This window comes from Bacteroides celer, assembly GCF_002632415.2.
Classification (GTDB): Bacteria; Bacteroidota; Bacteroidia; order Bacteroidales; family Bacteroidaceae; genus Bacteroides.
The window spans coordinates 3,313,429-3,325,230 of record NZ_CP178209.1 but is presented as its reverse complement, the minus strand read 5'-3'; the positions used below and the strand labels follow the sequence as shown (position 1 = coordinate 3,325,230).

The 11,802-nt window shown below is 42.9% G+C and carries 10 protein-coding genes; 4 read left to right on the top strand and 6 right to left on the bottom strand.

The genetic code is table 11. The annotated features are described in order from the left end of the window. The gene (locus tag CJF29_RS13525; RefSeq protein WP_099145922.1) at positions 1-399 is read left to right on the top strand and encodes a hypothetical protein; all 399 of its coding nucleotides are present in this window, start codon (positions 1-3) and stop codon (positions 397-399) included. Between the two features lie 81 nt (positions 400-480). On the opposite strand, the gene CJF29_RS13520 is transcribed toward CJF29_RS13525, so the two are convergent. Then, complete coding sequence (locus CJF29_RS13520) at positions 481-1,401, bottom strand: RluA family pseudouridine synthase (RefSeq protein ID WP_099145921.1); 921 nt, start codon at positions 1,399-1,401, stop codon at positions 481-483. 104 nt (positions 1,402-1,505) lie between these two features. Further along, positions 1,506-2,870: a 23S rRNA (uracil(1939)-C(5))-methyltransferase RlmD gene (gene rlmD, locus CJF29_RS13515; RefSeq protein WP_099145939.1), complete on the bottom strand. Its 1,365-nt coding sequence runs from the start codon at positions 2,868-2,870 to the stop codon at positions 1,506-1,508. Between the two features lie 253 nt (positions 2,871-3,123). Between rlmD and ppdK the strand changes: the two genes are divergently transcribed. The 3 genes from ppdK (at position 3,124) to CJF29_RS13500 (ending at position 7,372) form a co-directional block, all read left to right on the top strand. Beyond that, entirely contained in the window at positions 3,124-5,844 is a 2,721-nt protein-coding gene (gene ppdK, locus CJF29_RS13510) for a pyruvate, phosphate dikinase (protein ID WP_004317964.1), read from the top strand. 244 nt (positions 5,845-6,088) lie between these two features. After that, complete coding sequence (locus CJF29_RS13505; protein WP_074557033.1) at positions 6,089-6,604, top strand: outer membrane beta-barrel protein; 516 nt, start codon at positions 6,089-6,091, stop codon at positions 6,602-6,604. Positions 6,605-6,799: 195 nt separating this feature from the next. Next, on the top strand, positions 6,800-7,372 hold the full coding sequence (locus tag CJF29_RS13500; RefSeq protein ID WP_099145920.1) for a porin family protein: 573 nt from the start codon (positions 6,800-6,802) through the stop codon (positions 7,370-7,372). Between the two features lie 136 nt (positions 7,373-7,508). Here the strand turns inward: CJF29_RS13500 and CJF29_RS13495 are convergent, their stop codons facing one another. The 4 genes from CJF29_RS13495 to thiC all read right to left on the bottom strand — a co-directional run bounded on the left by CJF29_RS13495 (position 7,509) and on the right by thiC (position 11,793). Continuing rightward, positions 7,509-8,117 (bottom strand): thiamine phosphate synthase, encoded by a 609-nt coding sequence (locus CJF29_RS13495; RefSeq protein WP_004295702.1) that lies wholly within the window; start codon positions 8,115-8,117, stop codon positions 7,509-7,511. Between the two features lie 62 nt (positions 8,118-8,179). Further along, positions 8,180-8,872 carry a HesA/MoeB/ThiF family protein gene (locus tag CJF29_RS13490; RefSeq protein WP_004303541.1) on the bottom strand — a complete coding sequence of 231 codons (693 nt, stop codon included), beginning with the start codon at positions 8,870-8,872 and terminating at the stop codon, positions 8,180-8,182. A gap of 4 nt (positions 8,873-8,876) precedes the next feature. Next, complete coding sequence (gene thiH, locus CJF29_RS13485; RefSeq protein ID WP_004295704.1) at positions 8,877-10,001, bottom strand: 2-iminoacetate synthase ThiH; 1,125 nt, start codon at positions 9,999-10,001, stop codon at positions 8,877-8,879. Positions 10,002-10,095: 94 nt separating this feature from the next. Further along, positions 10,096-11,793 carry a phosphomethylpyrimidine synthase ThiC gene (thiC, locus tag CJF29_RS13480; RefSeq protein ID WP_099145919.1) on the bottom strand — a complete coding sequence of 566 codons (1,698 nt, stop codon included), beginning with the start codon at positions 11,791-11,793 and terminating at the stop codon, positions 10,096-10,098. Positions 11,794-11,802 lie beyond the last annotated feature (9 nt).

Here is an 11,802-nt window from a genome sequence, read left to right as displayed (position 1 = left end):
ATGAAAATGATAAAAAGATATGCAGGTATCTTAATGATGCTGACTTTATTGGTTGGCTTTACTTCGTGTGAAGACGATGAAGATATTTATGACGATTTGATGGGACGCACCTGGGTGGGTGATTTGTGGTTCGGTTCTGATTATAATCTGATAGAAAGTGGTATTCGCTTGGATAATAATGGGCTGGGAATAGACTATCAGGTTTATGATTATAATGGTAAATCTGCAGGTGATTTGCCTTTCCGGTGGTGGGTTGATTATGGCACATTGTACCTTGATTATGGGCGTGATTTTGCTTTACGTGAGATAAGGGGCGTTCGTGTCAGTGGGCGTTATTTGCAAGGTGACCTGTATCTTGATGGAGGATATATTGATTATATTGAGTTGCAAATGCAATAGAATAAGATCTGATTTTAATAGAAAAAGGAGTTAAATCAAAATCAATTGATCTAACTCCTTTTCTTTTTTTTGAGTGTAGTTTTATTTTTTCAAAAATAGCTTCTTGAACTCTGCCGGATAAGGCGTCTCGAACTCCATCAAATCTCCCGTTACCGGATGATAGAAACAAAGTTTGAAAGCATGGAGTGCCAGACGTCCGATAGGATTGGGGGAATCTTCTCTTCCATATCTTCCGTCACCGATAATGGGATGACCTAAATCCTGCATATGCACACGAATCTGGTTCTTCCGGCCGGTTTCCAGATCGAGCTCCAACAGGGAATATCCGTTGGCACGTTTGATTGTCCTGTAGTGGGTTATAGATTTTGAGCCGCCGTCATCATACTCGCTGGAACTTACATAAAGCGTTTTATCAGTCAGCCAGGAAACGACTGTATCATAATCTTTCTCCATATTACCTTCCACTACAGCTACATATCGGCGGTCGGTCACTATATCATGCCAGTTGTCGCGCAGGGTCCGCTGTGTTTTTTCGTCTTTGGCAAACATCATCAGACCGGAAGTGTCCCTGTCCAGGCGATGAACGATAAACACACGGAATTGACGTCCGGAGCGTTGCACATATTCATTGAGTATCGTGTAGGCCGTGCGCTCTTTCTGGCGTTCCGTATTGACTGATAAAAGTCCCTGCATCTTTTCGACAACAATGATATAGGCATCTTCATACACGATTTTCAGCAGTCTGTTATTAAATTCCTTCTTTCCTTTCTCTTTGCTGATTTGTACCTTCATGCCCGGTTCCAACGGGAAGTTGAATTGCGTGGTTATCACATTATCAACAAACACCACCCGCTTGCTTAGCAACGATTTCAATTTGGTGCGACTTGCGTCCGGCATCTTGGCAGCGAGGAACTCCATTAGTTCCATAGGTTCTTTCACTGCATAATTTGTATATTGAGCGCGTGCTTTTTCAGCAGGAGTTCTTCTGGGTCTTTTTTTCATTTCTTTTTCTTCTTTTGAGATTTTATTTTTCACCACAGATTACACACATTATAATAATCAATAATAAAAATCTGTGTTAACCTGGGTAATCTGCGGTGAACTTTTTATCGAAGTTCCAGTAACACAACATTTTCTACATGGTGAGTGTGAGGGAACATATCTACCGGTTGGACGGCTTTCACTTTATACTTCTCATCAAGCAACTGCAGATCCCGTGCTTGAGTGGCAGGGTTGCAGCTTACATAAACAATCCGTTTCGGTTCAGCAAACAAAATGACGTCAACCACATCCTGATGCATGCCGGCACGTGGAGGGTCTGTGATAATTACATCCGGACGTCCATGCTGATTGATGAAATCCTGTGTCAGCATATCTTTCATGTCGCCGGCATAAAACAGTGCATTCTTGATATCATTGATTTCTGCATTTACCTTTGCGTCTTCGATAGCTTCCGGCACATATTCGATACCGATTACCTGGCGAGCCTGGCGTGATACGAAGTTGGCGATTGTTCCCGTTCCTGTATAGAGGTCATATACCAGTTCGTTGCCTGTTAATCCGGCAAATTCACGGGCTACTTTATATAAATTATAAGCCTGTTCCGAGTTGGTCTGATAGAATGATTTCGGTCCTACTTTGAAACGCAGTCCCTCCATTTCTTCAAAGATGTGATCTTTCCCTTTAAATACATGCACATCCAAATCATTGATTGTGTCGTTGCACTTATTATTAATAATGTATAGAAGAGAAGTGATTTCAGGGAAAGAGTCTGCTACGAACTGGAGTAACTGCTTGAACAGTTCCATTTCGTGATCTTCTGTAATCTTGCAAATAACGATCACCATCAGTTCGCCAGTTGAAGAGGTGCGTACAATCATATTCCGCAGCATACCTTCCTGTGTGCGCAGATTGATGAAAGAGTAATCGTGTTCGTAAGCGTAGTCACGTACAGCGTTGCGGATACGGTTGGATATATCATCCTGTAACCAGCATTTCTCAATAGCCAGCACCTTGTCAAAGGCTCCCGGGATGTGGAAACCCACCGCATTCATCTGGTCATACTTCACATCCTGACGAACTTCTTCGTTTGTCAACCAGCGTTTATTTGAGAAGGTGAATTCCAGTTTGTTCCTGTAGAATTCCGTCTTGTCAGAACCGAGAATCGGAGAAATTTCGGGAAGTTCGATTTTCCCGATACGTCTCAAATTATCTTCCACTTGCTTTTGCTTATATCTGATCTGCTCCGAATAGGGGAGCACTTGCCACTTGCAGCCACCGCATACGCCATAGTGTTGGCAGAAAGGAACAGCGCGATTGGGCGACAGCTCGTGAAACTTCACCGCTTCAGCTTCGGCATATTTATTCTTTTTACGCTTGATTTGCAGGTCTACGACATCACCCGGCACTACATAGGGAACAAAAATCACCAGGTCGTTTACTTTTGCGATGGCTTTTCCTTCGGCAGCCACATCCATGATTGTTACCTTCTCCAATAAGGGAAGCTCTTTTTTCTTTCTTGCCACTTTTACACCAGTCTAATAATTACTTTGCAAAAGTAGGTATTTTTTTTGGAAAAAATTCGGGTATACAGAAATATTCCGGATTGTAATGTCGAAATTGCATTTTGATAGAAAGTTTTTTCGCAAAAAGTTTTCAAGTTTGCGAAATATCCTTAGATTTGCGAACAGAAAAAAAACATAATGTAACTTTAAACACAATATTATGGATAAAAAAAGAGTTTATACCTTTGGTAATGGTCAGGCAGAAGGAAAGGCTGACATGAAGAATTTGCTCGGTGGTAAGGGGGCCAACCTTGCAGAAATGAATTTAATCGGAATTCCTGTCCCTCCCGGATTCACAATAACTACAGATGTTTGTACGGAATACAATACGTTAGGACGTGATAAAGTGGTTGAGCTGCTGAAAGATGAAGTGGTAAAAGCAATCACTCACGTGGAAACGTTGATGAAATCTAAATTTGGTGACGTTGAAAATCCTTTGTTGGTGTCTGTACGTTCCGGTGCGCGCGCATCTATGCCGGGTATGATGGATACGATTCTGAACTTGGGATTGAATGACGAAGTGGTAGAAGGTATTATCCGTAAGACAGGTAATGCACGCTTTGCATGGGACTCTTATCGTCGTTTTGTGCAGATGTACGGTGACGTAGTATTGGGCATGAAGCCTACCAATAAAGATGATATCGACCCGTTCGAAGCAATCATTGAAGAGGTGAAGAAAGCGAAAGGGGTAGAACTGGATAACGAGTTGAAAGTGGAAGACTTGCAGGAACTCGTAAAGAAATTTAAAGCTGCCGTAAAGGAACAGACCGGAAAAGATTTCCCGACTGGTGCATACGAACAACTTTGGGGAGCTATATGTGCCGTATTTGATTCATGGATGAATGAACGCGCTATCCTTTACCGTAAGATGGAAAGTATACCTGATGAATGGGGTACAGCTGTCAATGTACAGGCTATGGTGTTCGGTAATATGGGTGAAACTTCGGCTACTGGTGTTTGTTTCTCACGTGATGCCGGTACAGGTGAAGACCTTTTCAATGGTGAATATCTGATTAACGCACAAGGTGAAGATGTAGTGGCCGGTATCCGTACTCCGCAACAGATCACCAAGATTGGTTCTCAACGTTGGGCTGTATTGGCTGGTGTGACCGAAGATGTTCGCGCAGCAAAGTTCCCTTCCATGGAAGAGGCAATGCCGGAAATCTATAAAGAATTAGATGCTCTCCAGACTAAACTGGAAAATCATTATAAAGATATGCAGGACATGGAGTTCACCGTACAAGAAGGTAAACTCTGGTTCCTTCAGACACGTAACGGTAAGCGTACAGGTGCTGCTATGGTGAAGATCGCTATGGATTTGCTCCGTCAGGGCATGATTGACGAAAAGACTGCTTTGATGCGCGTGGAACCGAATAAACTCGATGAATTGCTTCACCCTGTATTCGATAAGGATGCTTTGAAGAAAGCCAAAGTGTTGACTCGTGGTCTTCCGGCTTCTCCGGGTGCTGCAACCGGTCAGGTTGTGTTCTTTGCTGACGACGCTGCTGAATGGCATGCTGCCGGTAAACGTGTGGTAATGGTTCGTATCGAAACTTCTCCGGAAGACTTGGCCGGTATGGCAGTTGCCGAAGGTATTCTTACGGCTCGTGGCGGTATGACTTCTCATGCTGCTGTTGTGGCTCGTGGTATGGGTAAATGTTGTGTATCAGGTGCAGGTGCATTGAATATCGATTATAAAAACCGTACCGTAGAAATTGACGGTGTTGTGTTGAAAGAAGGCGATTATATCTCTCTGAACGGAAGTACAGGTGTGGTATATAATGGTAAGGTAGAAACACAGGCTGCAGAACTTTCCGGTGACTTTGCCGAATTAATGACGCTGGCTGATAAGTATACTCGTCTGCAGGTACGTACGAATGCGGATACTCCTCATGATGCGGAAGTGGCTCGTAACTTCGGTGCGGTAGGTATTGGTCTTTGCCGTACGGAACACATGTTCTTCGAAGGTGAAAAGATCAAGGCAATGCGTGAAATGATTTTGGCGGAAAATGCGGAAGGACGTCGTAAAGCATTGGCTAAGATTCTTCCATATCAACAAGAAGACTTTAAGGGTATCTTTAAAGCAATGGCTGGTTGTCCGGTAACGGTTCGTTTGCTCGATCCTCCTTTGCATGAGTTCGTTCCTCACGATTTGAAGGGACAGCAAGAAATGGCAGATACTATGGGTGTGAGCCTGCAATATATCCAGCAACGTGTAGAATCATTGTGTGAGCATAACCCGATGTTGGGTCACCGTGGTTGCCGTCTGGGAAATACTTATCCTGAAATTACACAGATGCAGACACGTGCCATCTTGGGTGCTGCACTCGAATTGAAGAAAGAAGGAGTGGAAACTCATCCGGAAATCATGGTTCCATTAACTGGTATCTTGTATGAATTCAAGGAGCAGGAAAATGTAATCCGTGCGGAAGCTAAGAAGTTGTTTGAGGAAGTAGGAGATAGCATTGACTTCAAAGTGGGTACAATGATCGAAATTCCGCGTGCCGCTTTGACTGCCGACCGTATCGCTTCTTCTGCCGAGTTCTTCTCATTCGGTACAAATGACTTAACGCAGATGACCTTCGGTTATTCTCGTGATGATATAGCTTCTTTCCTTCCTGTTTATCTGGAAAAGAAGATTTTGAAAGTAGACCCGTTCCAGGTTCTCGACCAGAATGGCGTGGGACAGTTGGTACGTATGGCTACAGAAAAGGGCCGTGCTATCCGTCCGGATCTGAAATGTGGTATTTGTGGTGAACATGGTGGTGAGCCTTCTTCAGTGAAATTCTGTCACCGGGTAGGTTTGAACTACGTTAGTTGTTCTCCATTCAGAGTGCCGATTGCCAGATTGGCGGCGGCGCAAGCAGCAATAGAAGGATAGTCAAATACGCTGGTTAGGTACTTAACTATCTGATAAATAGACTGTAAATACTTGTGAAAGTATTTGCAGTCTATTTTATTTTATGCCTGTTGGGTATTGATGTCCGTTTACCACCCAATATTTATTTGGTATTTATTATAAAAAACTAACTGAATGTTTGTTTAATCATAAAAACAGCTTTACATTTGCACCCCAGAAATCGACCGAATTGGGGTCTAACGTTTAATTTTAAAAAACAAAGAAAATGAAAAAGGGTTTATTATTGGTAGTTGTAATGTTAGCAACTATCGCTGTAAAAGCACAAGACATTTACGTAGGCGGATCTTTGAACGTTTGGCGTAACAGCACAGGCAACACTACTTCTTTTAAAGTTGCTCCGGAAGTTGGATACAACTTTAATGAGACATGGGCATTGGGTGCTGAATTGGATTATTCACATAATTATAATGGAGGATTAACAAAGAATTCAGTTATTGTTGCTCCATACATTCGTTGGACTTACTGTGAAACCGGTGCGGTTCGCCTATTCTTGGACGGAACTGCTGCTCTCGGCTTCGTGAAGGTTAAAGACGGAGACACTACTAAAGCCGGACAAGTAGGACTTAGACCGGGTATTGCTGTTAAATTGAACGATCACTTCTCTTTCATTGCCAAGTATGGTTTCCTGGGATATCGTAGAAATATAAATACGCTTGGAGATTCTTTTGGTCTTGAACTTACTAGTGAAGATCTTTCAATTGGTTTCCATTACGCATTCTAATAAGAAGAAAACAAATCAACAAATTAGGAAAGGGAGTTCTCAAAAATAGGGAATTCCCTTTTTTTATGTATAATCTCTATAAATTGCGCACTTGTTAACGAAAAAGTTGTTTAATACAAATTACAATTATACATTTGTATTGTTAAACAATGAGGTCAATAAAAACCTTTAGTATTAATTTAAAACTTTAAAATTATGAAGAAGAGTGTTTTGTTTGTTTTATTTGTACTGATTTCAGTGGCAGGTTTCTCTCAAATTACAGGTTGGAATGCCAAAGTAGGTATGAACTTTAGTAATTACACCGGTGATCTTGATCTGAATGCAAAGGTTGGATTCAAACTTGGTGGAGGTTTTGAATATGCTTTTACTGATACATGGTCACTGCAACCTTCATTATTCTTAACTAGTAAAGGTGCAAAGAAAGATGGCAATAGCATTAATGCAATGTATTTGGAATTGCCAGTAATGGCTGCTGCACGTTTTAATGTAGCAGATAATACTAATTTGGTGGTGAATGCAGGTCCTTATTTTGCTTGTGGTATTGCCGGTAAAACAAAGTTTGACTTAGGTAATGATACGGAACGTAAAGTCGACACTTTTGGTGATGATGCTTTGAAGCGTTTTGATGCAGGTCTTGGTGTAGGAGTTGCATTGGAATTTGGTAGAATCATTGCAGGCTTGGATGGTCAATTTGGTCTGGTTGATGTGGAAAAAGTTGGCAATCCTAAAAACATGAATTTCTCTATTATCGTAGGATATAAGTTCTGATAAGAAAACACCGAAAATACAGAAAGCCGTTGCGGAAGACAATTCGCAGCGGCTTTTTTATTTTATGATTGAGAAAGTCATTTCCTTTATTGGATATACAATAGGAATGCACAGTCAGTTTACTATCGGCTTTTTATTAATCTGATAGCTTTTTCAACTTTTTAAAGTGCTCGATTACGGCTAAATAGTTCTGATCCTGACAGGCGTCGAATTTGTTCCAAAGATCTCCTAATACGACGGCTCCTCCGAAACCGAAATCTTTAATCTCCAGCAAATTATCTTCATTGATACCTCCCAATGCCATCACTTTCGAATCGATAATTTTGGCTCTTTGTGCTTCACGCAATTCTTCGGCAGTATATGTTGAATAGTAATTCACTTTGGAGATACTATCATAAATAGGACTCATAAAAACATAGTCGTAAAAATGCTTTCTGTTTTTTACCTCCTCCACTGAATGGCACGAACAGCTGATGTGACCATAATAATCATGCGGCTCTTTGGGATTACGTGCATTCAGGTGGATACCCATCAGATTAAATTCTTCTTTCAGATAGAAATGTTCATGCGTGACGATACGGCGGTGATATTTATCCGGAATAAGTGTCAATAGCCGTTCCGAATACATAGCCGGAGTTTCCGGCTTCCTAAGATGTAGGACATCCAGCCCCTCTTCGAAAAGAGCGGTAATAATCTTATCTTCTTCGACGAAGAAGGTAGGGGTGGTAACTACAATTAGTTTCATTTCTTTTGTTAAAATTGGATTGCTTAGCAAAGTTACTAATTAACTATGTCAGAAACCAACCTTTATAGTGAAAATTTGTTAGATTGCCATGTCCGCAGGTCGATTGTCCATAGTTCGCCGGCTAAAACATCTCCAAAATCACAGATTATTTTCAGCACTTCCGTAGCTTCAACGCTTCCTACAATAGCAGGAGTAACTCCCATCACACCTTTAGGCGGAGGAGGCATTCGTTGCATTTCTTCTTCGTCAGGATAAAGATCCCGGTAGTTCTTTTTCTGGTTTCCATAGTTGAATACAGAAACCTGTCCTTCAAAGCCGCAGATAGCACCATATACGTATGGCTTTTTCTGCTCTATGCAGATATCGTTAATCAGGTAGCGGGTGGCAAAGTTATCACAGCCGTCGACTACTATATCATATTCCTGAATGATATGATAAGCATTTTCTTTCGTCAACCGGGTAGAGTAGGGATGTATTCTGATCTCGCTGTTGAGAGCGGAGAGCCGTTCCGCTGCACAGATAGCTTTCGGTTTACCCAATTCCTTTTCGGAATAGAGAACTTGTCGTTGCAGGTTAGTGATGCTTACCAAATCGTCATCTACCAGTCCGAGACATCCCACACCGGCGCCTGCCAGGTAGAGAGCGATGGGAGAGCCTAGCCCTCCCACACCTACAATAAGCACTTTGGCTTCCTGCAGTTTCTTCTGACCTTCTTCTCCGATTTCGGGAAGTATGATTTGTCTGTCGTACCGCATCTGCCTATCTTTTAAAATCAAAAGACTGATCCCAATCTTTCCAAACCGGTTCGCGACCCAGTTTCTTCAAGTCACGTTCCACTTCAACCGCCTTTCGCTCATCACTTACGTGAAATTGTTCCAGGGTTTGAGGATAACTGTAATATCCTCCCGGTTCAGTTTTACTCTCCGCACTCATGGTTGTAACACCGAGCGTTGCCATGTGATTCCGGATTTCTGCACTTTCACGGGTGGAATAGGAGATATCTACGTCGTGGTCGAAGATTCGCATCGCGAATGTAAGTTGAGCCAGTTCCCGGTCGTTCATGACTACATTCGGTTGGAATCCGCCATTTTCAGACGGACGCATACGCGGGAAATTTACGCTGTATTTTGTTTTCCAATAATGCTTCTGCAGATAACGCAGATGATAAGCCATCATCGTTACGTCTGTCCGCCATTCTTCCAGACCGATCAGGACACCCATGCCAATCTTATGTACACCTGCCTGTCCCATACGGTCGAAGCCGTCTACACGCCATTCGAATTTAGACTTCATGCCTCTCGGATGATATGTCTTGTAATTTGCTTTATGGTAAGTCTCTTGAAAACATATCACTCCATTCAGACCATGATTAGTCAGTTCCTGATATTCTTCTGCTTTAAGGGGCATTACTTCAATTTGCAGGTTGCTGAAATAAGGTTTTGCCAAATCCAGCGCCCGGGCAATGTAGGGAACACCTGCTGCGGCAGGGTTTTCACCGGTTACGAGCAGTAGATTTTCAAAAGGAGCCAGTCGTTTGATGGCTTTGTATTCGTTGACAATCTCTTCCTCTGTCAGTATCGTTCTCTTCATCGGATTACTGATGTGGAAACCGCAATAGACACAGGAGTTGGTACATGAATTAGTCAGGTAGAGTGGTACGAACATGGAGATAGTCTTACCGAACCGTTCCATCGTATATTTCTGACTAAGGCGTGCCATCACTTCCAGATAAGGAGTGGCGGCAGGTGAAATCAGCGCCATAAAGTCGTTGACATCCAGATGCTCTTTTTTACCCAATGCACGGCGTACGTCGGCATCTGTTTTGGAATAGATGGCTTTTGTCGTCTCTTCCCAGGATATTTTTTCTAATTCGTCGGAGAACATTCTTATTAAATTGAGAATTGAAAATTAAAAATTAAAAATTGAAATGAGGGGAGAAGGTAGGTCAGTGGGCTGACTTTCTGTTTCTCTCCACTCATTATTTATTGGTTTTAGCGCTTTTCTTTAAATCGCGTGACAATCTCATTGCACAGAAATTAGGTCCGCACATCGTACAATATTCTCCATCGATATGATGTCCTGCACGGAAATAGGTCTGCGCCCGTTCCGGGTCGAGAGACAGGTCGAACTGATCTTTCCAGCGGAACTCATAGCGAGCTTTACTCAATGCGTTGTCCCGTACCTGTGCACCCGGGTGTCCTTTTGCCAGGTCAGCGGCGTGAGCGGCTATCTTGTAGGTAATGACTCCTACGCGTACATCCTCTTTGTCGGGTAAGGCAAGGTGTTCCTTCGGAGTGACATAACAAAGCATAGCCGTACCCAGCCATCCGATTTGTGCGGCACCGATAGCAGAAGTGATATGGTCGTATCCGGGAGCAATATCCGTCACCAACGGGCCGAGTGTATAGAATGGGGCGTCATGGCATTTTTCAATCTGACGTTCCATGTTCTCTTTGATTTTATGCATCGGAACGTGTCCGGGGCCTTCAATAAATGCCTGAACATTCTTATCCCAGGCACGAAGCACTAATTCTCCCATGGTATCCAGTTCGGCAAACTGCGCTTCATCGTTCGCATCGTAGATAGAACCCGGACGAAGTCCGTCGCCTAAAGAAACGGCTACATCATATTGTGCCAGAATATCACAAATATCATCAAAGTGATCGTATAAGAAACTTTCCTGATCGTGTACGAGACACCATTTACTCATAATGCTTCCTCCACGGCTGACAATACCGCACAACCGCTTATCGGCAAGATGAACATTATGGCGGCGGATCCCTGCATGAATGGTGAAGTAATCTACACCTTGTTCGCATTGTTCAATCAATGTATCCCGGTAGATTTCCCAGGTGAGGTCTTCCACTATGCCGTTCACCTTTTCAAGTGCCTGATAAATAGGAACCGTGCCGACGGGTACGGGACAATTACGGATAATCCATTCGCGTGTTTCATGGATATTTTCTCCTGTGGAAAGATCCATCAAGGTATCGCCACCCCATTTGCAGCTCCACAATGCTTTCTCCACTTCTTCATCTATGCTTGAAGTAGTAGCTGAATTTCCGATATTCGTATTGATTTTCACAAGGAAGTTGCGTCCGATAATCATCGGTTCAGCTTCCGGGTGGTTGATATTGGCCGGTAATACGGCACGTCCCTCTGCAATCTCCTGACGGACAAATTCTGGAGTAATGTGGGTCTTGATTCCCAATTCCTCGCAATTCATGTTCTCGCGGATTGCTACATATTCCATTTCAGGGGTGATAATCCCTCTTTTGGCGTATGCCATTTGAGTGATTGCTTCTCCTTTTTTAGCGCGATAGGGTAGAGCGATGTGCTCGAAACGTAAGTGATCGAGACTTTTATCGTCCCTTCTCATTTGTCCGTATTCCGAAGTAATTTCGGGAAGTTGTTCCACATCACCACGGCCTACAATCCATTCTTCACGCATACGGGGCAGTCCTTTTTTAAGATCAATGCTCATATCTGTATCGCTGAACGGTCCGCTGGTATCATATACATATATCTCCGGGTTCGGTGTTGCTATCTTTTCTTCGCCTTCAAAGCTGACACTGGGCACTTGTTCCACTTTCCGCATCGCTACACGGATATTCGGATAAAGTTTACCGGGTAAATAGACTTTCTGCGAGCGGGGGAATTTTATTTTTTGTTCCATAGTTTATTC

Bases quoted from the DNA above. Each gene is read 5' to 3' on its own strand.
- CJF29_RS13500 (WP_099145920.1), top strand. From the start codon at position 6,800: ATGAAGAAGAGTGTTTTGTTTGTTTTATTTGTACTGATTTCAGTGGCA.
- CJF29_RS13495 (WP_004295702.1), bottom strand. From the start codon at position 8,117: ATGAAACTAATTGTAGTTACCACCCCTACCTTCTTCGTCGAAGAAGAT.
- thiC (WP_099145919.1), bottom strand. From the start codon at position 11,793: ATGGAACAAAAAATAAAATTCCCCCGCTCGCAGAAAGTCTATTTACCC.
- CJF29_RS13525 (WP_099145922.1), top strand. From the start codon at position 1: ATGAAAATGATAAAAAGATATGCAGGTATCTTAATGATGCTGACTTTA.
- ppdK (WP_004317964.1), top strand. From the start codon at position 3,124: ATGGATAAAAAAAGAGTTTATACCTTTGGTAATGGTCAGGCAGAAGGA.
- CJF29_RS13505 (WP_074557033.1), top strand. From the start codon at position 6,089: ATGAAAAAGGGTTTATTATTGGTAGTTGTAATGTTAGCAACTATCGCT.
- CJF29_RS13490 (WP_004303541.1), bottom strand. From the start codon at position 8,872: ATGCGGTACGACAGACAAATCATACTTCCCGAAATCGGAGAAGAAGGT.
- CJF29_RS13520 (WP_099145921.1), bottom strand. From the start codon at position 1,401: ATGAAAAAAAGACCCAGAAGAACTCCTGCTGAAAAAGCACGCGCTCAA.
- thiH (WP_004295704.1), bottom strand. From the start codon at position 10,001: ATGTTCTCCGACGAATTAGAAAAAATATCCTGGGAAGAGACGACAAAA.